Annotated in this window: 20 protein-coding genes and 3 tRNA genes; 6 read left to right on the forward strand and 17 right to left on the reverse strand. The window is 37.7% G+C overall.

Features of this window, described 5'->3' with window-relative positions:
• Positions 1–140: 140 nt before the first annotated feature.
• Positions 141–911: a metallophosphoesterase family protein gene (locus MKL32_RS02790; RefSeq protein WP_270900143.1), complete on the reverse strand. Its 771-nt coding sequence runs from the start codon at positions 909–911 to the stop codon at positions 141–143.
• Positions 892–1,830, reverse strand: a complete 939-nt coding sequence (locus tag MKL32_RS02795; protein ID WP_004963368.1) for a diacylglycerol/lipid kinase family protein — start codon at positions 1,828–1,830, stop codon at positions 892–894. Before MKL32_RS02795 ends, MKL32_RS02790 begins: the two co-directional genes overlap by 20 nt.
• Positions 1,831–2,225: 395 nt before the next feature.
• On the opposite strand from MKL32_RS02795, the gene MKL32_RS02800 reads away from it, so the two are divergent.
• Positions 2,226–4,055, forward strand: a complete 1,830-nt coding sequence (locus tag MKL32_RS02800; RefSeq protein WP_005402231.1) for a phosphoenolpyruvate carboxykinase (GTP) — start codon at positions 2,226–2,228, stop codon at positions 4,053–4,055.
• Positions 4,056–4,140: 85 nt separating this feature from the next.
• Here MKL32_RS02800 and glpD read toward each other — a convergent pair whose 3' ends face one another.
• The 3 genes from glpD to glpK form a co-directional block, all read right to left on the reverse strand.
• Entirely contained in the window at positions 4,141–5,661 is a 1,521-nt protein-coding gene (gene glpD / locus MKL32_RS02805; RefSeq protein ID WP_151690751.1) for a glycerol-3-phosphate dehydrogenase, read from the reverse strand.
• Positions 5,662–5,915: 254 nt separating this feature from the next.
• On the reverse strand, positions 5,916–6,674 hold the full coding sequence (locus MKL32_RS02810; RefSeq protein ID WP_004963376.1) for a DeoR/GlpR family DNA-binding transcription regulator: 759 nt from the start codon (positions 6,672–6,674) through the stop codon (positions 5,916–5,918).
• A 46-nt stretch (positions 6,675–6,720) separates the two neighbouring features.
• On the reverse strand, positions 6,721–8,235 hold the full coding sequence (gene glpK / locus MKL32_RS02815) for a glycerol kinase GlpK (RefSeq protein WP_004912734.1): 1,515 nt from the start codon (positions 8,233–8,235) through the stop codon (positions 6,721–6,723).
• A 264-nt stretch (positions 8,236–8,499) separates the two neighbouring features.
• Here glpK and MKL32_RS02820 point away from each other — a divergent pair, with 264 nt between their 5' ends.
• Positions 8,500–8,922 (forward strand): hypothetical protein, encoded by a 423-nt coding sequence (locus MKL32_RS02820; protein WP_039048034.1) that lies wholly within the window; start codon positions 8,500–8,502, stop codon positions 8,920–8,922.
• 55 nt (positions 8,923–8,977) lie between these two features.
• Here the strand turns inward: MKL32_RS02820 and MKL32_RS02825 are convergent, their stop codons facing one another.
• From MKL32_RS02825 to folD, 3 genes are all read right to left on the reverse strand, one after another.
• Positions 8,978–9,262: a GNAT family N-acetyltransferase gene (locus MKL32_RS02825; RefSeq protein ID WP_004912740.1), complete on the reverse strand. Its 285-nt coding sequence runs from the start codon at positions 9,260–9,262 to the stop codon at positions 8,978–8,980.
• A 168-nt stretch (positions 9,263–9,430) separates the two neighbouring features.
• Positions 9,431–10,105 (reverse strand): class I SAM-dependent methyltransferase, encoded by a 675-nt coding sequence (locus tag MKL32_RS02830; protein ID WP_004956126.1) that lies wholly within the window; start codon positions 10,103–10,105, stop codon positions 9,431–9,433.
• Positions 10,106–10,160: 55 nt separating this feature from the next.
• Positions 10,161–11,009 (reverse strand): bifunctional methylenetetrahydrofolate dehydrogenase/methenyltetrahydrofolate cyclohydrolase FolD, encoded by an 849-nt coding sequence (gene folD / locus MKL32_RS02835; protein ID WP_039048033.1) that lies wholly within the window; start codon positions 11,007–11,009, stop codon positions 10,161–10,163.
• A gap of 152 nt (positions 11,010–11,161) precedes the next feature.
• Between folD and MKL32_RS02840 the strand changes: the two genes are divergently transcribed.
• Positions 11,162–11,235, forward strand: a tRNA-Cys gene (locus tag MKL32_RS02840).
• 8 nt (positions 11,236–11,243) lie between these two features.
• A tRNA-Leu gene (locus MKL32_RS02845) sits at positions 11,244–11,329 on the forward strand.
• A gap of 121 nt (positions 11,330–11,450) precedes the next feature.
• On the opposite strand, the gene MKL32_RS02850 is transcribed toward MKL32_RS02845, so the two are convergent.
• Complete coding sequence (locus tag MKL32_RS02850) at positions 11,451–13,211, reverse strand: alkaline phosphatase D family protein (protein WP_039048032.1); 1,761 nt, start codon at positions 13,209–13,211, stop codon at positions 11,451–11,453.
• Positions 13,212–13,419: 208 nt separating this feature from the next.
• Here MKL32_RS02850 and MKL32_RS02855 point away from each other — a divergent pair.
• Positions 13,420–13,505: transfer RNA gene (locus MKL32_RS02855), tRNA-Leu, on the forward strand.
• A 133-nt stretch (positions 13,506–13,638) separates the two neighbouring features.
• Here the strand turns inward: MKL32_RS02855 and pgaD are convergent.
• The 7 genes from pgaD to MKL32_RS02890 form a co-directional block, all read right to left on the reverse strand.
• Positions 13,639–14,055 (reverse strand): poly-beta-1,6-N-acetyl-D-glucosamine biosynthesis protein PgaD, encoded by a 417-nt coding sequence (gene pgaD / locus MKL32_RS02860; RefSeq protein WP_004956118.1) that lies wholly within the window; start codon positions 14,053–14,055, stop codon positions 13,639–13,641.
• A 32-nt stretch (positions 14,056–14,087) separates the two neighbouring features.
• Positions 14,088–15,344, reverse strand: coding sequence for a poly-beta-1,6-N-acetyl-D-glucosamine synthase (gene pgaC, locus MKL32_RS02865; protein ID WP_039048031.1), 1,257 nt, complete (start codon positions 15,342–15,344; stop codon positions 14,088–14,090).
• 13 nt (positions 15,345–15,357) lie between these two features.
• Entirely contained in the window at positions 15,358–17,355 is a 1,998-nt protein-coding gene (gene pgaB / locus MKL32_RS02870) for a poly-beta-1,6-N-acetyl-D-glucosamine N-deacetylase PgaB (RefSeq protein WP_004963399.1), read from the reverse strand.
• Between the two features lie 223 nt (positions 17,356–17,578).
• A complete protein-coding gene (locus MKL32_RS02875) occupies positions 17,579–17,974 on the reverse strand; it encodes a hypothetical protein (protein ID WP_004963404.1) in 396 nt (131 codons plus the stop codon).
• Between the two features lie 389 nt (positions 17,975–18,363).
• Positions 18,364–18,705 carry an FKBP-type peptidyl-prolyl cis-trans isomerase gene (locus tag MKL32_RS02880; RefSeq protein ID WP_004912770.1) on the reverse strand — a complete coding sequence of 114 codons (342 nt, stop codon included), beginning with the start codon at positions 18,703–18,705 and terminating at the stop codon, positions 18,364–18,366.
• A 32-nt stretch (positions 18,706–18,737) separates the two neighbouring features.
• Complete coding sequence (locus MKL32_RS02885) at positions 18,738–19,268, reverse strand: YaeQ family protein (RefSeq protein ID WP_004963407.1); 531 nt, start codon at positions 19,266–19,268, stop codon at positions 18,738–18,740.
• Positions 19,269–19,348: 80 nt separating this feature from the next.
• Positions 19,349–20,350 (reverse strand): CobW family GTP-binding protein, encoded by a 1,002-nt coding sequence (locus MKL32_RS02890; protein ID WP_042893617.1) that lies wholly within the window; start codon positions 20,348–20,350, stop codon positions 19,349–19,351.
• A 474-nt stretch (positions 20,351–20,824) separates the two neighbouring features.
• On the opposite strand from MKL32_RS02890, the gene MKL32_RS02895 reads away from it, so the two are divergent.
• Entirely contained in the window at positions 20,825–21,037 is a 213-nt protein-coding gene (locus tag MKL32_RS02895; protein ID WP_042893615.1) for a hypothetical protein, read from the forward strand.
• Positions 21,038–21,157: 120 nt separating this feature from the next.
• Here MKL32_RS02895 and MKL32_RS02900 read toward each other — a convergent pair whose 3' ends face one another.
• A complete protein-coding gene (locus MKL32_RS02900) occupies positions 21,158–21,679 on the reverse strand; it encodes an acyl-CoA thioesterase (protein WP_004912784.1) in 522 nt (173 codons plus the stop codon).
• Positions 21,680–21,848: the final 169 nt, after the last annotated feature.

The following is a 21,848-nucleotide window of genomic DNA, read 5'->3' on the forward strand; positions in this document are numbered from 1 at the left end:
TTTGCATTGCTAATCAGTAGCAATGAACAAAAAATTTGATATGCCACATTTGTGGGGTTAAAAAAAAAGGCTTCAAGGGTAAAAATAAAAAAATTTATACTTTTTTGATGATTTTTTAATCCAACAAAAAAATGATTGACTCATAAATCGACACTATTTGATTTTAAAAATTTTTTTTCATTTTCATCAAACCAATAATGTTCGATTTTGCCATTTGCTGAAATTATATTAAAACTGTTAGACAAGCCAAAACGCAATCGATTAGAAATAGCTGTTCCAGCATGAATGTCATAAATTGAATGATCAAATGCCAAATTAAACACCTGATTCAAATCATGGATAGCGACTTTATGCAAATGTCCATGTAACAGTCCCCAAAGTCCTGTCTTACCCCATTGTTCAAGCGCTATCTTCGCCAGTACAGGACAATCTTTATCCCCATGATCATGAGGAAATGTATAAAAAGGTTGATGAAACACAACGAGCTTAGTTTTATTATTCGGAGCATTTCTTAGCTTTTCAGCTACTTCATGTATTTGTTCTAGTGATACATGACCGCGTGTATGATAGCGGCGACGTATGCTATTCACCCCAACAATATAGAAATTCGATGTTTCTAGTGTCGTTTCTAATCGACCAAAAAATGCCTGATAACGAACAAATGGTGAAAAAAAGCGATTCCATACGTGAAACAAGGGAATATCATGGTTACCTGGAACAACCAAATAAGGCAAATCTAAGGAATCGAGAAATTGTCGACAATCAAAAAACTGTTTCAATCTCGCTCTTTGCGTCAAATCTCCACTGACAATCACAGCTTCTGGGCGGTGTAATTCACAAAAATCACGAATTGCCTGAATACAAACTTCACGCTCAGTTCCAAAATGTAAGTCAGACAGGTGTAATAACATGGGGAACCATCACTTTTAATGCTGATTTTTTTACTGCGAAATTTAAAGGAGTTTCCAACTCGACAATTTCACCATCGAGTGCAACCGTTAATTTTTTCTTTTTAGATTCAACCTGAATATGTTCTGCGCAAAATGAATAAACATCAGATGCTTGATCAATTTTTCCTTGAACAAACTGAAATAACATTCTTAATAAACTCAATCGATCATTTTTAGCCACCAAAACACCAGCCAGTTTTCCATTTGCAGCACATTCTGCAATTCTTAATTTCATATCACAGAGCTGCAATTGATTATTTCCAAAAAAAATCAAAGGTGTTTTAACTGGATATTTTTTTTCATCAATACTAATCGATAATTTCAAAGATTGATGCTCACGCAATAAAACATCTAAAGCGGATGTATAAGCATGTAAGGGGAAGCGACCAAAAAGTCGATTGAATGTTTCTCTTTTTTTTATAAACAATGGGTATAAACCTAAACTTGCATTATTTAAATAGATCTGATCATTTAAAGTTGCAATATGCACTTCTCGATAAGTACCTGTCGCAATCACCTCGGCAGCTTTAAAAATATCAATTGGAATTTCTAAAACACGAGCAACATAATTAAATGTTCCTAAAGGAATAATTCCCATAGGAATATCAGTGTGCATTAATTTTTTTGCAACAGCATTCAGAGTACCATCTCCCCCAGCAGCCACAATAACACCAGTTTTTTCTGATTGCTGATGTCTTAGTAATACTGTTTCCATCATCGCATCAAAATCATTTCTCGCATTTAGCTCAAATACCTGAATCTCAAAACCATATCGAGTCCAAAATGTCATCAAACGCTCGTAGACTTCATCTTGTTGAGCTGCATGAAATCCAGACTTTTGATTATAAATAATAGATAAGGGCTGTAACTCTTGATTCATATACTGCAGCCTTGACGACGATATCCAATATATTTGTTTATAAAAACAACAATTAAAAGCTAGTTTATGTAAAATTCGGATGATGATTATTCAATTTATCAATAATAATTCTCAAGAAAAGTTAAAAATCATAAACCATTGTTTTTAATAAGTATTTATAATAAAAATAACACACATAAAAAAATCACATGCGAACAAAAACCATAACCAAAAACATCAAAAACAATAACTTATGAAAAAATATACATTCTTTCACTAATCGGGAATATGATCCGATAGTCTTATTTTTTTTACGATTTTGTGCTTTAATACAGCCACTTTTTTTACTTCATCTATTTTCATTGTCACCCAATGAATAGAACTGTACGTCGTACACACTTTAAAAAGGCATCACCATGACCCAAGTGAACGCACCAGAATTCGTTCGTCACCCTAAGCTTATTGCATGGGTGGAAGAAATTGCAAAACTAACCAAACCAGCAAAAATCGAATGGTGTGACGGAAGCGAAGAAGAATATCAACGTCTGATCGACTTGATGATCGCTAACGGCACCATGCAAAAACTTAACCAAGAAAAACATCCTGGTTCTTACCTTGCAAATTCTGACCCTTCTGACGTTGCTCGTGTTGAAGATCGCACTTATATCTGCTCTCAAAACCAAGAAGATGCTGGTGCAACGAATAACTGGGTTGCTCCTGCAGAAATGCGCGAAAAGTTAAATGGTTTATTTGATGGCTCAATGGAAGGCCGTACCATGTATGTGGTTCCTTTCTCTATGGGTCCATTAGGTAGCCACATTGCACATATCGGTATCGAATTAACAGATTCACCTTACGTTGCTGTTAGCATGACTAAAATGGCGCGTATGGGTAAAGCAGTTTATGACGTGTTAGGTACAGATGGTGAATTCATCCCATGTGTACACACAGTAGCTGCTCCACTTAAAGAAGGTCAAAAAGATGTTGCTTGGCCTTGTAACAGTGAAAAATATATCGTGCATTACCCAGAAACTCGTGAAATCTGGTCTTACGGTTCTGGTTATGGTGGTAACGCTTTACTTGGTAAAAAATGCTTAGCTTTACGTATTGCATCTGCAATGGGTCGTGAACAAGGCTGGTTAGCTGAGCATATGCTTATTTTGGGCGTAACAAACCCACAAGGTGAAAAACACTACATCGCAGCGGCATTCCCTTCTGCTTGTGGTAAAACTAACTTTGCAATGTTGATTCCACCAGCGGGTTATGAAGGTTGGAAGATTGAGACTGTAGGTGACGATATCGCTTGGATCAAACCAGGTGAAGATGGTCGTTTATATGCAATCAACCCAGAAGCTGGTTTCTTCGGTGTTGCGCCTGGTACAAACACCAAAACCAACCCGAACTGTATGGCGACATTAACTAAAGATGTTATCTATACCAATGTTGCTGTTACTGAAGACGGTGAAGTTTGGTGGGAAGGTCTTTCTAAAGAAGTTCCAGCAAACCTTACCAACTGGAAAGGTCAGCCACACGTTGCAGGTGAAAAAGCGGCTCATCCGAATGCACGTTTCACTGTTGCTGCGGGTCAATGCCCTTCTATCGACGCTGACTGGGAAAATCCAGCAGGTGTACCGATCTCTGCATTCATTTTCGGCGGTCGTCGCGCAGACACAGTACCTTTAGTTTCTGAAGCATTTGACTGGGTTGATGGCGTGTATAAAGCTGCAACTATGGGCTCAGAAACAACTGCTGCTGCTGTTGGTCAACAAGGTATTGTTCGTCGTGATCCATTTGCGATGCTTCCTTTCGCAGGTTATAACATGGCTGATTACTTCGGTCACTGGTTACAACTTGGTCAAGAAGTGGGTGCTAAAGCAGAAGCTGCAGGTAACAAATTACCAAAAATCTTCAACGTAAACTGGTTCCGTCGTGATGCTGAAGGCAACTTCGTATGGCCTGGTTTCGGTCAAAACATGCGTGTTCTTGAGTGGATCATTGATCGTTGTGAAGGTCGTGCTGAAGCAACTGAAACTCCTATTGGTTACGTTCCAACTTATGAACAATTGAACTGGACAGGTATCGACTTCTCTAAAGAGCAATTCGAAACTGTTACAGCACAAGACAAAGACCAATGGATCAAAGAGCTTGAAAGCCACACTGAGTTATTTACTAAACTTGGTGATCGTTTACCACAAGCACTTAAAGATCGTCAAAATGAATTATTAGCAGCTGTTAAATCTGCTTAATTACCTTAGCCCGCTCCCTTTAATAAAGTGGGATCAAGGGATAATAAAAAAGATCGCTTCAGCGATCTTTTTTATATTAGTCTATTTAAGCGGCTACAATATGATTCGGCTTATTTGATAAATAGGCATCTAAGCGATCAATTTCATTTTGCGCAAAAACCAATCCTAATTTAGAACGTCTCCAAAGAATATCTTCGCTAGTTGTTACCCATTCAAATCGACATAAGTAATCCACTTCTTTAGCAAATAATCCATGTCCAAAACTCAGTCCAAGCTGATCAATTGAAACAGCCTCGCCCAAGATATTCCAAATACGCGAACCATAAGAAGTCGCCCAACGTTTTGCTAAGCTCTCAGAAACATCTGTAATTTGTGCACGAATCTCATTCACTAATTGTTCAGCAGATGCCATATTTTCGCCACCAGGTAAAGCCTCAGTTGCAGTCCAACTCCCCTTCATTTCAGGGAAGAATGCTTTTAACTGCTGCATAGCCGACTCAGCCAATTTCCGATAAGTCGTTAACTTTCCACCAAAAACAGAAAGTAATGGTGCCTGATCATGAGTTTCTTGAGATAAAGCTAAGGTATAGTCTCGTGTAATGGCTGAAGGATTATCGGACTCATCATCACATAATGGTCTAACCCCAGCAAATGTCCAAATAATATCAGCTTGAGTAAGCTGTTTTTTGAAATGTGCATTACTCACTTCAAGCAAATAATCTGTTTCTGCTTGCGTAATTTGTACTTTTGATGGATCACCCTGATATTCACGATCAGTCGTACCAATCATTGTATATTGTTCTAAATACGGAATCGCAAACACAATACGGCGGTCATCATTTTGCATAATAAATGCTTTGTCACCTTCATACAGTTTCGGCACAACAATATGACTACCTTGAATCAAACGAATGCCATAAGGTGATTTGAGCTCTAAATCTTGTTTGATGAATTGTGCAACCCAAGGACCTGCAGCATTAACTAAAGCTTTAGCTTTAATTTTAAATGAACCTTGTGCATTTTCTAGTTCTACAACCCAATAACCCTCTACACGTTGAGCTGATAAACAACGTGTGCGAGTAACAACATCAGCGCCTTTTTCACGTGCATGCATAGCATTTAACACAACCAGACGTGAATCATCAACCGCACAATCAGAATATTCAAAACCGCGAGTAATTGCTGAATTTAGTGGGCTATCATCTTTAAAATAGACATTATTTGATCCCAATAATTTCTCACGTTTACCTAAATGGTCGTAAAAAAATAGGCCTGTTCGAATCAGCCATGCTGGACGTAAATGTGGGCGATGCGGCATGATAAATCGCATTGGACGAATGATATGCGGCGCTTTAGCCAATAACACTTCACGCTCAGCCAATGCTTCACGGACGAGACGGAATTCTTTATGTTCGAGGTAGCGCAATCCACCATGAATGAGCTTGCTACTTGCAGATGATGTATGACTTGCTAAATCATCTTTTTCGCATAAGAACACAGACAAACCACGTCCTGCTGCATCTGCAGCGATACCTACACCATTGATACCACCACCAATCACAGCGATATCATAAATTTTGTCTTTTAACAGAGGAGAAGTTTGCATATGTCACCGCAAATTTTCATTATTGTTCAATAATGAAAATTTAAACACATCAAATGAAAATAAACAATAAAAAATAGACATAAAAATGCCAATCAGCAGTCATTTAAAGATAAATGGTAAATTTATAAATCACAGGAAAAATGCTGAAGTATTAAACAAAAAAGATTTTTTGAAAGTTTTTAGACTAAATAATAGAAATATTGAGCTAAATCAATTAGCTCAAATAGTACATCGCAATGTTCGAAAATGAATACTTATTTTGCGACAATCAAACCAACATCCAATTCACGGATTGTCTTCATGTATTCTTCATTAGGCTGCTGATCTGTAAATATACAATCAACTTGTTTGAGTGATCCCAATCGGATCATGGCATTACGACCAAATTTACTACTGTCGGCTGCTAAAAACACTTGCCTAGCACTAGATAAAATTTCTTGAGAAACACACACTTCTTGAAAATCAAAATCAAGAAGCGTTCCATCTTCTTCAATACCACTAATACCAATCAACGCATAATCAGCTTTAAATTGTTTAAAAAAATCAGCCGTAGCTTGACCAATAACCCCACCATCAGGACGAACACGACCACTCGCAATTAAGACCTCAAAGTCTTCCTTATTACTCAAAATCTTAGCCACATTAAGATTATTAGTAATGATTTTTAAACCAGTATGATTTAAAAGTGCATGAGCGATTGCTTCAGTTGTTGTACCAATATTAATAAATAAAGATGCATGGTCTGGAACAGCCGCTGCTACAGCAGCCGCAATCGTTCTTTTTTCTTCAAGCATGTAGCCAACACGAGTCGTATATTCCGTGTTTTCCACCGTTGAATCATGTGCCGCTCCGCCATGATAGCGACGCAGCAAACCTTCATCAGCAAGCTGGTTGATATCACGACGAATCGTTTGAGGTGTTACATCAAAATATTGAGCAAGCTCTTCAATACTTATATAGCCACGTTCTCTCACTAATTCGAGGGTTTTTTGTTGGCGTAGTATCAAGCTCATGCTCATATATCCTGTGTTGTTGTATATCTTCGGCGGCTATTTTACCCTAATCTTCTGCCCAATCACGAGTACGTCCAACAGCTTTTAACCACCCTTTATAGAGTTTTTCGGTTTCGTCGCGGGTACATTCAGGAGTAAAACTACGCTCAATCGTCATTCTACTCTTTAATTCATTCAAATCAGACCAAAACCCGACCGCTAAACCAGCTAAAAACGCAGCGCCCATACCTGTAGTTTCTTTCATTGCAGGTCGTTCAACTGAAGTGCCTAAAATATCAGCTTGGAATTGCATCAAGAAATTGTTTGCAGTTACGCCACCATCAACGCGTAATGTGCGTAATTTCTCACCCGAATCTTGTTGCATTGCATCTAAAACATCACGTGTTTGATATGCAATCGATTCTAAAGTTGCTCGAATAATATGCTCAATACTCACACCGCGTGTAATACCCAAAATCGCACCGCGTGCTGTAGGGTCCCAATATGGCGCACCTAAACCTGTAAACGCAGGTACAACATAGACCCCATTACTGTCTTTTACTTTCGTTGCGTAGTATTCAGAATCATGTGAGTCATTAATCGCTTTTAATTCATCACGCAACCATTGCACACATGAACCACCATTAAACACAGCACCTTCCAATGCATAATTCACTTCACCTTTTGCACCACATGCAATTGTTGTAAGTAAACCATGTTCAGACTGAACAATTCGCTTGCCCGTGTTCATTAAAAGGAAGCAACCCGTACCATAAGTGTTTTTAGCTTGTCCAACTTCTACGCACATTTGTCCGAACAATGCGGCTTGCTGATCTCCAGCAATACCTGCAATTGGAATTCCAACTTCTTGCCCACTAATTGTATGTGTATATCCGTACACTTCCGAAGAACTACGTACCTCAGGCAACATTGCTTTCGGAATATTTAAAGCTTCGAGTAACTTATCATCCCATTCCAAAGTTTCAATGTTGAAAAGCATAGTGCGAGAAGCATTAGTATAATCAGTTACATGTGCTTGCCCATTGGTAAGTTTCCAAATCAACCATGTATCAATCGTACCGAAAAGAAGCTCACCACGCTCCGCACGCTCACGACTACCTTCTACTCGATCTAGGATCCACTTAATTTTTGTTGCAGAAAAATAAGGATCAATTACAAGCCCTGTGACTTTACGAATATAGTCTTGCCAACCATCCTGACGAAGCTGATTACAAATTTCATTGCTTTGACGGCTTTGCCAAACAATCGCATTGTAGATAGGTTTACCTGTTTTTTTATCCCAAATTACAGTAGTTTCGCGTTGGTTGGTGATCCCAATCGCTGCGATTTGATCACTTGAAATACTTGCCTGTGCAAGTGCCTCAACCCAGACTGCACTTTGTGTTGCCCAGATCTCCATCGGATCATGCTCTACCCAACCTGGTTGTGGGTAGATTTGAGTAAACTCACGTTGAGCGATCGTGATTACATTTGCATCGTGATCCAAAACGATCGCACGTGAACTCGTGGTACCTTGGTCAAATGCAACCACATATTTTTTTTGACTATCTGTAGAGATCATGACATACCTATCCAGACTTGCCTTATTTATTTGAGCAACAAATTAAATGCCCGTTAAAAAACGGGCTTCGATACTGCAATAAAGCAATGACTTCTGTATTAAATAAAAAAACTTGGCAGATTATATGCAAAATTGTTCGAAAACGAAAATTCTTTCTTTAACTTTGAACCCATATGCGATGAATAGCTTAGGTTTTAAAGAATCCTAACAACTTAAAGCTGATTTTATGCGATACTTAAAAACAGAAATAACAGGACCATTGATATGAAAAAAACTAATTTATTCGTTATTGTAAGCGGTAGTCTTTTCATTGCAGCATGTCAAACTAGTCCGCATCAATATAATGGCGTGACTGGCTATCAAATTGAAAATAAAACAGCAACATCAGCGACTCTAGCATACACCTTAGCAGCACATAGCAATCGTGATGTTGACGAGAGCAAATTACAACATGCTTGTAAACAAGTTTTAGGTGCTGATAAAAATTATAAAATCTCAGTGCTGAGTGTGAATGAAATCATGAACCCAACTCAACAAGAACAATATGGTGTTAAGCTTGGCAATAGCCGTACCACTTTTGGTCTTACAAATTCGCCAGATCTGAACAATAGTGAAGGTTATGCGACTCGTCAGGCTTTAGAAGCTCGACCTTCTACCCTTAAAGTCGTTCGCTATCACTGCAACTAATTCATAAAAGACATAAAACGTATCTGAATCAATTTCAGATACGTTTCATCAATCGTTATACTTTTAGCACATCGTGAATTGACTGATCTTTATCAAAAACAGATTTAGAGAAAGGACACAAAGGAATAACTTTAATCTCTCGTTCACGTGCAAATGCAACCAAAGCATCCAACAATTGACGACCAATTCCTTGTCCACGAAATTGATCTTCGACATCTGTATGATCAATGATTAACATTGAATCACCTGCCCACGTGTAAGCCATCTCACCAGCTTTTACATCAGCATCAAAAATCTCAAAAGTTCCGTGTTTAGTGTCATCTGATTGTTTAATATTCACTATTTAAGCCTCATTTTGATTGTATTGCGATCAAGCACGAAAGCATTTATATGAATTAACTTTCAATACTTGAATCGCTGAGACTTGTTTTATCATCCACACAAAATAATCTCTGTTGCTATTTGATAAACAGAGAACACAACAAAGTACCCTATCCTGATTTAGAGCCTATTGAGGATGTGTACGATAAAAACTTACATTCCGAAATTCTTTGGCTTCATCTAAATCGGGCCAAGTCGTTGCACTTCTTTCATCTATTTTCAAATATTGCGGATGGCTAAAATTTTTCACACGACTATCCGCCACCCATACTTCAGGTGCGAACTTCAAAAACTCATCTAAAAAGAAACGATTACACTGATCATAAAGTACATCAGCGGCAAGTAAGACATCGACCTGTTCAGATTTGTATAAATCATCTAAATATTCAAGTTCTACATTATTGAGTAATGCATTTTCACGACATGACTCCAAGCTTACTTGGTCAATATCACAGCAAATAACACGTTTTGCACCAGCCATTTTTGCTGCTATTGCAACCACACCTGAGCCTGCACCAAAATCCAATACCACCTTATCTTTTACATGATGTGGTTCAGCGAGTAGCCATTGCGCCATCGCCAACCCTGAAGCCCAGCAAAAAATCCAATAAGGGGTTTCATTCCAAATACGACGAATCACCTCATCATCTAAACGATCAGTTGGAAATACAGGAGGAATTAGCCACAGTGAAATTGGGGTTTCAGGTAACTGCTGAGCCAATAAATCAGTATTTGGAATAACTTCATGTAAGGCTTTAAGCAATTGATCAGGTGCTTTCGCAAATTGAAATGTACAGCTCATATTTCTTAAATTCTTGAAAAAAGCCCCTCTATTTAGAAGGGCTTAAAGTGGATATTTAACCTAAAGCTTTTTCAGCAGCTTCAACTGTTTGACGAATCAAGGTCGTGATCGTCATAGGTCCTACACCACCTGGGACTGGTGTATAAGCTGATGCAACATCTTCAATACCCACTAATTGGATATCACCCACACCACCGCCATCACGTGGATGGAAACCAGCATCAACGACAACAGCACCTTGTTTGATCCAATCATTCTGAATTAATTCAGCCTTACCTACTGCACCCACAATAATATCGGCTTGCTTCACTAACTCAGGAAGGTTTTGAGTACGTGAATGACAAATCGTCACGGTAGCATTGGCTTGTAATAGCATCATTGCCATTGGTTTACCTAAAATTGCTGAACGACCAACAACAACGGCATGCTTACCTGCAATTTCAATCTTGTTTTCTTTTAAAATCGTCATGATACCCGCTGGAGTTGCTGAACCATACGCGGCTTCGCCCATTGACATACGACCAAAACCAAGACAAGTCACACCATCCACATCTTTTTCGAGTGAAATCGCATCGAAACATGCTCTTTCATCAATTTGTTCAGGTACTGGATGTTGAAGCAAAATACCGTGCACATCAGGATTTGCATTTAATTTTTCAATTTCAGCAAGTAATTGTTCAGTTGTCGTTTCTTTTGGCAGTTCAACCTTTAGAGAATCCATGCCTACACGGCGGCAAGCATTTCCTTTCATACGCACATAAGTTGCAGATGCACCATCATCACCAACTAAAATTGTTGCCAAAATTGGGGTACGACCCGATTTTGCTTTTAATGCTTCTACACGTACCAACAAATCAGCTTCGATTTGTGTTGCCAATGCACGACCGTCTAAAACCAATGCCACAGCGCATCTCCAAAGTGGGTATGAATCAATAATGCAAATAATACATGATAATTTAGCCAATATTCTTTTAGATGTTGTTTTTATGTGCATATTCACCGCAAACACTATTGTTTTTTTTCTAAAGATTGCTAATATGTGCATCACCAAGAGATGGCGGGGTGGCAGAGTGGTCATGCAGCGGACTGCAACTCCGTGTACGCCGGTTCGATTCCGACCTCCGCCTCCATTGGTAAAGCCCGAGTGGTGAAATCGGTAGACACAGGGGATTTAAAATCCCCCGCCCACAAAGCGTGCCAGTTCGAGTCTGGCCTCGGGCACCATCCTTCAACTACTGAAGTTTGGTGCAGTAAAAATCCAGCGTAAGCTGGTTTTTTTATGTCTAAAATTTGATGTTTTATAAAAAGCCAAGCTTTGCATACTTGGCTTTTTTGATTTCAAAAATTATGCAACTTGCTGAGCTGTCTGAATGGGCAATAAATTGACATCTAAATTAAGTTGGTGCTGACGACTTTCATCAACGGAATAGTTTGTCTGCTTAATAGAATCAACAAAAATCCACTTCGACTGTACCTGTAACTGATCAAATTCAACCACCAAATAACCACGTTGATTCAAATTACAATAATTCAATTCATCAATTAATGTCTTGAATGCAAATTCAAATTGTTGCAATTGTGCCAAAGGAATGTTGAGGTATTTTTCCAATCCTGGTGAAGATACTGAGCTGGTAGCTAACTCTACTCCAACGAATACCCCATCTTTACTGTATAAATTTGAAGACCAAGCATTGTGTGTATCACCCGCCAAGACCACGATTTTCTTTTTCAACTGCGCTAATGTGCCATACAAAATCTCGCGTTCAGTGAAATAACCATCCCAAGCGTCTAAATTATACGGTGCAGTCGTAAGTACACGCGCTTTCTCTTGTTGAGTAAGTGTTGGATCATTATTTTGTAGTCGAACTTTTAGCGTTACCAGTTCAGTAATTTGCGTATTCATTTTTGTGAGTGTTTCAGCTGTTGGATTGCCTGAAGTTATTTCAGCCAAAGAAAGTAACAACTCAGCAGGAATAAACATTTTAGACATTAAAATTTGCTGTCCCAAAACATTCCAAGTTGCATTTGATTGCTGTAATTTGCCTAATAACCAATCACGTTGTTCAAACCCCATCAAAGTACGCGTTGGACTAGTAAGATCAGCTTGAAACTTTGCAACGTCTATGCCTGTCGCAGTTAAATAATTTGCATAATCTAATTGTTGATCTCGAGCAATAATACGGGTGTCCAACATAGTCAATTGAACAAGATTACCAAAATCGAATTGGCGATAAATCTTTACATGCTGATCATCTACAGGACGAATTGGCATCCATTCGAAATATGCCTGTAAGGCAGCCAACTTACGCTCAAGGAACGAACCTTCATTTTCTTGATGATTTTCAGCACCATTTTTCCAAGTATCATTCGTCAACTCATGGTCATCCCAAATCACGATAAATGGATGGCGTTGATGTGCAGCTTGTAAGTCCTGATCTTTTCGATATAGTGCATATCGCTTTCGGTAATCATCTAATTTAATAATTTCTTTATTGTTATCTGCCGCTAAAGTACGACCAAGTTTTGCAGCATCTTCAGTGGCATATCCATCAGCACCATACTCATAAATATAGTCACCTAAATGAATCACCACATCTACATTTTGCTTTGCAATTTCACGATATACATAAAAATATCCCGCTGGATAATTTGAGCATGAACATACTGCAAAACTAACTTTAGATGTGCTTACGGGTAACGTTTTAGTCTGCCCTATTGGAGAAATCTTATTTCCAAAAATAAATCGATAATAATAACTTGTATCAGCCCGAAGTCCCGTTGCATCCACTTTCACCGTAAAATCTTGTGATGCTGATGTAGCCACTTTGTCTGTTTTAATGATTTGTTTAAACTGTTGATCTAATGCAAGCTCCCATGTCACTTGTAAACGTGCACTGGTTTCATTTGGTGTTAAACGCGTCCATAAAATAACGCGATCTTGCAACGGATCACCACTCGCAACACCATGTTCAAAACTCACCTTTAAACTAGAAGTTTCATTATCTGAACTATCATTACAACCTGTCATTCCCACTGTGAGTGATAATGCACCCAAACCGAATAAACTTTTTTGAATGAGTTCCCGTCGTGAAATATTTACAGTCATTTAAGTACTACCTTATTTTTATCACCTTAAATGCTTAAACCTAATCAGCTAATATGAACAAATGATCTCAATTTTGTGAAAGAACTATGAAAAATACATAGCACATGATTATTTTTTATAGGTTAAAAACATGTTTTGACTGAAAATAAAGCAAATAGTTGATTTTACTCTTGCCAAGATTTAAAGCCTCCACTATTATTGCGCACATGCCCGAGTGGTGAAATCGGTAGACACAGGGGATTTAAAATCCCCCGCCCACAAAGCGTGCCAGTTCGAGTCTGGCCTCGGGCACCATCCTTCAACTACTGAAGTTTGGTGCAGTAAAAAAATCCAGCGTAAGCTGGTTTTTTTATGCCTGAAATTTATAAAATACAAAAAATACCTCAATCGAAACTAAGGTATCTAATAAATCTATTAGAATTGAAGGTTATTCCACTCGGATGATTTTACCATTCTCATCGTGGTGAACGATTGTGATCTTTTGCTGACGACCAGAAGATATTTCTTGTTCTGATAGTTCAAAATAGCGAGCATAATCCGTGATTCGCTTTTCAACAGTTTGCCTTTCACTCACTGATTTTGAAGGCAATAAACCCCATAACATGAGTATGACAGCACAAAAAATTAATGCGATTACACCATGTTCAATACCATTACTAAATCCTGACATTAAACGCTGTGCTAGATGGGTTTTCTGAATTTCAATCAATACCCAAACTAAAACGAATGGACGCCATAATAATAACCAGCCTGCCCACATCATCGCTGTTGTTGTGGTCGAAAAATAGCGTTTATGCCATGGGAGTTGGCGACGTAAATCAATAATCAAGCTATTTACTTTCATTTCACTATACTCTGTAAGATTAGACTTACAAATTAACGAATACCACGATCAGGACTAATCCAACGTGCACGTTTTTCCTGTCCACGAAGCAGTACTTTTGGAAAGGCGACGATTGTAGCAGTTATCGTAATTAACCAAAATACAAAGGGATACCAAATCATCCAGTAGTAATTTTTACCCAAGTTTGGTTCATAACGACTATCCATCCATTTGCTTAAAGCAAACTGAATTAAACAGGTTGCCCCTAATAAAATCCCACTTCCGTAAGGCAAAAATGGCGAACTTACAATAGCGAGACTTGGGAGTGTAATAACAAAATGTAATAGCCATATGACAGCCATAATTAGCATCAAATATGACCATACCAAGGTTAAGCATAATTCAAGCATTAATGGCCATAAGAAGTTAAGTTTGGGTTTCAAGAAAACGTCCAAATTCTTGATTAAGACCTGTGCTCCGCCCATCGCCCACCGTAAACGCTGCTTCCACAAACCATTAAAAGTTTCTGGCATCAAAATCCACACCAAGGCATTCGGTTCAAAACGTACATCCCAGCCTGCTCTTTGAAGCTTCCAAGTAATATCAATATCTTCAGTTAACATATTTGGAGACCAATAATCGACTTGATGTACGGCACTTTTACGAAATGCCGTAATCACCCCCGATACCGTAAATAATCGACCAAACGTGCGCTGTGCTCTTTTAATCATTCCAACGATAGATGAGAATTCACCCACTTGAATTCGACCAAGCAAGGTTGATCGTGTTCTTATACGTGGATTTCCTGTGACCGCTGCAACCGTTTCATCCTCTAGAAAATGTCGCATCATCCATTTAGCTGCATGAGGATCAAGTAAAGCATCACCATCAATGCCAATCAAAAACTCAGCATCAGTCATCAAGCTACCCGCCTGCAATCCCATTGCCTTGCCTTGATTTTGAGCTAAATGTACAACACGCAATTTTTCAGATTGACTTGCGAGACGATCAAGTACTTGTCCCGTATTGTCTGAACTACCATCATTGATCGCAATCACTTCAAAATTCGGATAATCCAGCTGTAAAGCATGGCTAATGGTTTCTTCAGCGTTATCACCTTCATTAAAACAAGGAATAAGTACTGCAACTTTTGGGTAAAGCTCTAAACTTTTTGGCTGTTGATAAGGTGGGTCTTGGCGTTCTTTCCAATAAAATAGAATTGCCCCCATCATCCATAAATAAGACATGAATAACGGATAATAGAATACGAACTTAATGGCATATGACCATAAGGCTGCAATTTCAGTCATTTCACATACTCAATTAAGGCACTAGTTGCGATGATTTCTGTGCAAAAGCATCATGCATTTGCTTTACATCAGGGTGATCTTTAATCGGATCATCTGGATAGTAAGCAATGTGCATTGCACCCTGTTGATATAATGATTTGATTGTCGCAGCCATCTCTTCAGATGGTATTTTTTGATCATTTCGCCAGTTCACGGCTTGTAATTCCATCACTGACTTTTTAATACCATTTGGATATTTTTTAAGACGGTTTAAAATGTTGCTATAGAACTGTTCAGGCTGATCTACCTTTTCCATATATGGCATTGCCATAATTGCGGTGAAATCATAACGATTTAAAGATTGTTCTAGCGATTGTGCATACCAGTTTTCTGCATAAGCATTTAATGCAACTTGAGCATATAGATTCCGTGCAGTCATTAAATAAGGTTGGTATTGTCGCACTTCATTTGCTAATTCCATTGCAAAATCATCAAGATATTGAGTTTTGTATGCAGTCCACTTCTGCAGATCAGCATCATTATTCCGAATTTTAGCTAAGTCGGTTGTTAAGCCTTGTTGCGCATAAGCAGCCAAAGCCTGAGGACTAGCATCTTCATAATCAGATAAAGTCACATCGTCATGAAATAGCAGACCATCAAATGGTGTGGATTTCGCTAAATCTTGGTAAATTTCTTTGATCGTTTGTCGAGTTTTTGGCGAGAATGGGCTCAGACGTATATAGCCCATGTTTAAATGTTCACCTGCTTTGGCCTGCTCTGTTTGAACCAGCTCATTTGCAACAGGATTAGTCTTTGGTAGTTCCCAAGCCAACATTGGCATCCATGCATAAAGTCGTTGCACTGAGGTACGCGTTTGAATTTGCCAAGCTACACGATTAAATAGATCAGCCCGCATTGGTATATGACGATTTGGAAAATACACCATATCTGCTGAACCATTGGCATCAGGATCAGAGAACGCTTGCAAATAAACTGTATTCACGCCCATACCATTAATACGATCAAGCAAATGGCTTAAGTTGCGTTCTTCTTGTTGAGGGTCGGGATCATAAATGTAATCAAGATCGACATGCATAATTTTTTGCGGTCGATTATTGTCATTTAAATTCAATTCTCTATTTTTAATTTCTTGTGCCAAAGCATTTGTCGACATATTACCTTGTATTAATATACGACTCATATTCTGCAAAGACTGTTTGGCATGATCTGCACCATCATCCAAAGTAATGGTGATTGGCATACCAAGTTGTTTTGCTGTTTGCACAAGCTGCATATTGTATCGACCATATGGCCATACCATAACTCGTGGTGATCGCAATCCATGTGCCTGTAGTAAATCATTGTTCTTTTTTAAATCTTGATAAATACGTTGCTGGTAAGCTGAATCGCTTTCATAACTTTGATTTTTGGGATCATAAATTCGAGAAATTGCAGCAGGTTCTAAATTACCTTGTGGATTTGCATTGACTCCTTCGTGCAGATGATAACTGTGGCTAGCAATTTCCACTAAACCCGAACTCTGCATTTCTTTAAGTTCACTCCAACTTAAGATTTTATTTCTATCAATCGGCTCACCACCGAAATCGACTTTTTCAAGATTGGATGGCTCTAACCAAGAACCCACCACTGCAAGTAAGACTGGAATTTTATTTTTACGAATAATTGGATAAGCATTTTGGTAGAAAGACTGATAACCATCATCTACTGTTAATAAAACAGGTTTTTGGGGTAATCTATACTTGCCTTGATGAGCCTTAATAAGTTGATCTACATTAATAAAATGGTAACCATTTTTCTTTAACCATTGGATATGCTCACTAAATTGCTGCGTTGTTACCGCATAGCTTGGTATCAGGGCATCTTTTTCATCGGTAATCTCATGATAACCAATCACCGTCAAGGTAGTAGCATCAATTTTGGGGTTGGCTGCGAAAGTTGCCGCGTTGCATAACATACCAACCACGAGCCCTAAAAAGCATTTTAAAGCTGGCGATCTTGAAGGAGTAGACATGGAGAATATTCTCAATAATAAAGAAAAATCAGTACAGAGATATGCAGAAGGATTTCATCTTATCGACAATTAGATGGCTGACTTTGTCGGGTAATATGAGGATTGTAGTTATAATTTTTTAAACTGAAAATAATCTTAAAAATAAATTGTTATTTTAAACCCACAAAAAAATTTGCCTCGATCATCTTAGATAGTCGAGGCAATCTTTATCAATGTATCCAGACTAGTATTGAATAAGTTGGAAATTTGGATGTTCTGCACGGTCTTGTAAGTAGCAGCGCTCTTTATGATAAAAGTAACGATAAAGACGGTTGACCCAATCACCACGACGGAAAGTTAAAATCTTTTTATTGAATCCATCATAATCAAGAAGAACTACATTACCTTCCTCAGGTGAAAGTAATGTAATTTTATAATTACATTCTGCATGAGGATTAGAAGAACTCAACTCTCGAATTATTTCAACTTTGTTGTCTCCATCCATCCAGTAATGTTTATCCGTCAATGCTTTAGAATTTGCCCAAAAACCATTTTCCGAGCCATCATACGTATCAATCATGAAAAAATTATTTAGCTCTTTTAATAGCTCAGACGCGGTAATATCCAAATAGTCATTCATACCCACCTCTACTCGCTCAATTTTTATCACTTGGTTCACTCAAGTGAAATATTTTTATATTTAGCCAATTACATCAATAAGCTAGTTTGCCTAATGATTATCCAGTTTAATCAATTTTTCCAAAAGGTAAACTTAATTCACATTTTATGAAAAAAGTTTGATTCACAAAACACTGCTCTTTTATCTCAAAGATATACAGAACTGTCTATAGAATCAATAACTTTATACTTAAATCGCCTAAAAAATTAATTAGATAAAATTCATATAAATCAAAAACTTAAATTAATTATCACATATTTATTTGTATTGTTTTTGTACAAAGGACAAAAATCACAATAAAATCATAAATTAAGATTAAATTGTGATTTTTATCAACATATTTTTTTTAATTATTCATCACGTGTTTTGACATCAAATAATTCGATTTCAAATATCAAGTTTGAATGCGCAGGAATTATTTTTCCCATTTTTCTTTCACCATATGCCAAGTGTGACGGAACAATCAGCTTACGCTTTCCACCCACGCGCATTCCCATGATACCTTGATCCCAACCTTTGATTACACGACCTGTGCCAATCACGGTTTCAAAGTAATTTCCACGGTCAATTGAAGAATCGAATTTAGTACCATCTTCTAACCATCCCGTGTAGTGAGTGGTAATAAGCGCACCTTTAACCGCTTCTTTACCTTCACCAATTTTTAAATCAATAATTTCTAATTCAGTTATCATCTCAAATTATCTCCTAATATCGATCAAACCAATTATTGCAATTTTTGCCATTTAATATCGACTTGACCTTTATCGCTCAACAAAGTCCACTCACCATCTAAAATATTCAGTTGTAACTGCATCGTTCTTTCGCACAACTCCTCTAGTTCACTGGTAGTTTTATCATCTAGCTGCCAAACTTCGACATTCGTTAAAGTTTTGATTTTACTATTACGTTTCCACCAATCATCTACTTGCGAACCATATGCAACAACTGCGACTTGCTTGCAACGAGCACTTGCTTTTTTGACTTTATCTTCTGCTGGACAACCTACTTCGATCCACTTTTCCAAAAGCCCTGTTAGATCCTTTTGCCATAAAGCAGGTTCGTCAGTTTCAAACAGATCTTTTGTGAATTCTAAACGCTCGTCAGCGAAACGCGCGTAAGCGAGCACACGAACCATGAGTCGTTCAATTGTTTCAGACGGATGCAGCGCAAGTGTAAGTTGATAATCAGCATAAATATGCTCATCCATATTGGCAATATTCAAATCTGCCTTATATATCGTTGCTTTTAGAGCCATAGAATACATCCTCAAATTTGGCGCTAAGCATACTCTATTTTGAAAAAATAAAGATGCCATTTGACCGTTATGACGATGAATCATTCATCTTTTAGCTGACAATCTAACAACTCTGATTCAAACTTAAACCAGTCATGTGATGCCTGCGTAATAATTTCAATTCGATTATCTAGCCCTGCTTCAGTTGACTTGTAATTAAATTGCTCAGGATTAAAGTTGAAACTTTTCCAACCTTGATCTGTATTAAAAATACCTTTTATACGCACCCAATCCTGTTGTGCACAAAACAAATCTAAAAGCTCATTAAAATTAAACATCCAACGTTTAGGCAATTTCCATCCTGCAACGGTATAGCCTTGTGATGACTCAACATAATGGTACGGTAGTTGTTTCACTGCGCTGACATTTTCATCTAGCGTTTGATGCTGTTGTAATTTTAATAATGGTTGAATTTTACGTAAAACACGTCGCTGTGCTTTATCAATCACTTCGAGTTGGACGTGGCCATGTTCAGCTTCAATCCAATCCTGCACATAAGCCTGAAATTCTTTTTTTAGTTCAAAATAAATCTGTTGATCACTATCCGTCATGCAATCAGCATGTGAAATTACAACAATTTGTGCAGCTTTAAGTTGATCTGTATATAAGTTCTGTCTGACCCAATTTTCATCATGTAATCGACTTCCATCAACAACAATGACCAACGCGCGCATATCTAAACTTCGTTGCCAGTGCAGTTCTGTAAGTTGCTCAAGCAATTGGGCAGGATGCCCTAAACCTGTCGGCTCAATAAACAAACGATCTGGTTGTGTTTCACTTAAGAGTCGTGAAAGTGCAATCTGCATAGGAAGCTGACTACTACAGCATAAACATCCACCTAATAATTCTTTAACTGTATAGCCTTGCTGTTGAGTAATAAGCTGCTGATCCACACCAATTTGCCCAAATTCATTCATTAAAACAGCCCAAGTCTCATGTTCAGGTTTTTGAGTCAATAAATACTGGAGTAATGTGGTTTTACCAGCACCGAGAAAACCAGAAATAATATGAGTGGGTACAGCTTTACGGCTAATGAGTTTCACGACAATCTCAATCTAAGTGTTAAGCCTATTGTATCGAGAAAGAAAACTGAAAATGAAGCAATTTATTAAAAACCACCAGTTGAGACTTAAGTCACATAATTATTATTTTCCAAGACAAAATCACCATATTAAATCAAATAAAGAAATTAAATTAAAAAATATAATCGTTTTATACAATCAACAGATTTTATATAAATCCGAGTTTATGTTTCCCGTTCGTAATTCACCTGTTCTATTTTTAATCAAAAAAACATATTTGCACACATTTTAATGATTCATTTTGGCGTTTTGTTTTACATGTCTGCAACATAACATTAATTATTATTTCACATTGTTAAGCTAGGCGTAAAACATTGTTAAGAATATTGCTGTAAATAATTTTGGCACTTAGCATGAACCCATGTCGAAATCAGGCTCTGCTTGTTCAGTAAACTTGATAGCGGCTTTTAAAAATTGAATTTAAGGATGCCAATTATGAAACTTATTAAGACTTTGTTAGCTACTACGCTTACACTTGCTGCTGCAACAACCTTTGCTGCTACAGCACATGATCAATCACATGCTGCGCATGAAACAGAAGAGAAAGTTGTTGTCTCAACTCAAGAACAGCCAGAAACTCAAGGTCAAGCAACAACTGATGCAACTGCGAGTGAAACACCTGCATCTGCACCTGCTGCTACAAACTAAACTGATCTCAAGGTTCCTCCAGACCTTTAGACCACATTAATAACAATCAAATGTTGTTATTAATGCAAAAGAACGAACCATGCTGCGGTTCGTTCTTTTTTAAATCAGAGAATTAAGCTATTAGCATTGAGAAGATTTTTTGAAAATGCTGCATGATGGTTGTTGCACTTCTTCTAAACGATGAATTTTGCGTAATTCAGCTGCTTCAAAACGACAACGCTTCCAATCTGTATCTAAATTTAATGCTGGAACTGCTTTTGGCTGACGTTGTTCATCTACTGCTACCATCGTGAAGTAGCATGTGTTGGTATGACGAATCGTTCTTTTTTGGATATTTTGAGCTTCCACTCGAATACCAATCTCCATAGATGTACGACCAACATGATTCACACTTGCTAAAAAGGTAACCAGCTCTCCTACATAAATAGGTTCTTTGAAATTGACCTTATCCACAGATAAAGTCACAACATAACTACCTGAATAACGACTAGCGCAGGCGTATGCGACTTGATCAAGTAACTTTAAAATTGCTCCACCATGAACATTGCCTGAAAAATTTGCCATATCAGGTGTCATAAGCACTGACATCGTTAATTCAGATTGATCATCGGGAGCTTGGTTTAATTGATCTAAAGGAGACATGAGTAAAACTCGTAAATATGCTACGCGACTATTATCCTTTATTCAGACAATTAAACATATGCAAATTAGCTCAAAATACCATCAAATATATTTATATAAATTACGATGAATATTTCAAAATGATTACATCGCACCAATTTTCGGATAGTAATGAGAAAATTGTTCATTT

The organism is Acinetobacter sp. AOR34_HL (genome assembly GCF_027854795.1).
Lineage (GTDB): Bacteria > Pseudomonadota > Gammaproteobacteria > Pseudomonadales > Moraxellaceae > Acinetobacter > Acinetobacter junii.

Excerpts from the sequence above, each read along its gene's own strand:
- MKL32_RS02830 (WP_004956126.1), bottom strand. The coding sequence starts at position 10,105 with ATGAGCTGTACATTTCAATTTGCGAAAGCACCTGATCAATTGCTTAAA.
- MKL32_RS02885 (WP_004963407.1), bottom strand. The coding sequence starts at position 19,268 with ATGGCTCTAAAAGCAACGATATATAAGGCAGATTTGAATATTGCCAAT.
- pgaB (WP_004963399.1), bottom strand. The coding sequence starts at position 17,355 with ATGTCTACTCCTTCAAGATCGCCAGCTTTAAAATGCTTTTTAGGGCTC.
- glpD (WP_151690751.1), bottom strand. The coding sequence starts at position 5,661 with ATGCAAACTTCTCCTCTGTTAAAAGACAAAATTTATGATATCGCTGTG.
- MKL32_RS02895 (WP_042893615.1), top strand. The coding sequence starts at position 20,825 with ATGAAACTTATTAAGACTTTGTTAGCTACTACGCTTACACTTGCTGCT.
- MKL32_RS02820 (WP_039048034.1), top strand. The coding sequence starts at position 8,500 with ATGAAAAAAACTAATTTATTCGTTATTGTAAGCGGTAGTCTTTTCATT.
- MKL32_RS02795 (WP_004963368.1), bottom strand. The coding sequence starts at position 1,830 with ATGAATCAAGAGTTACAGCCCTTATCTATTATTTATAATCAAAAGTCT.
- pgaC (WP_039048031.1), bottom strand. The coding sequence starts at position 15,344 with ATGACTGAAATTGCAGCCTTATGGTCATATGCCATTAAGTTCGTATTC.
- MKL32_RS02790 (WP_270900143.1), bottom strand. The coding sequence starts at position 911 with ATGTTATTACACCTGTCTGACTTACATTTTGGAACTGAGCGTGAAGTT.
- MKL32_RS02850 (WP_039048032.1), bottom strand. The coding sequence starts at position 13,211 with ATGACTGTAAATATTTCACGACGGGAACTCATTCAAAAAAGTTTATTC.
- MKL32_RS02880 (WP_004912770.1), bottom strand. The coding sequence starts at position 18,705 with ATGATAACTGAATTAGAAATTATTGATTTAAAAATTGGTGAAGGTAAA.
- MKL32_RS02875 (WP_004963404.1), bottom strand. The coding sequence starts at position 17,974 with ATGAATGACTATTTGGATATTACCGCGTCTGAGCTATTAAAAGAGCTA.
- MKL32_RS02900 (WP_004912784.1), bottom strand. The coding sequence starts at position 21,679 with ATGTCTCCTTTAGATCAATTAAACCAAGCTCCCGATGATCAATCTGAA.
- MKL32_RS02800 (WP_005402231.1), top strand. The coding sequence starts at position 2,226 with ATGACCCAAGTGAACGCACCAGAATTCGTTCGTCACCCTAAGCTTATT.
- pgaD (WP_004956118.1), bottom strand. The coding sequence starts at position 14,055 with ATGAAAGTAAATAGCTTGATTATTGATTTACGTCGCCAACTCCCATGG.
- MKL32_RS02810 (WP_004963376.1), bottom strand. The coding sequence starts at position 6,674 with ATGAGCTTGATACTACGCCAACAAAAAACCCTCGAATTAGTGAGAGAA.
- glpK (WP_004912734.1), bottom strand. The coding sequence starts at position 8,235 with ATGATCTCTACAGATAGTCAAAAAAAATATGTGGTTGCATTTGACCAA.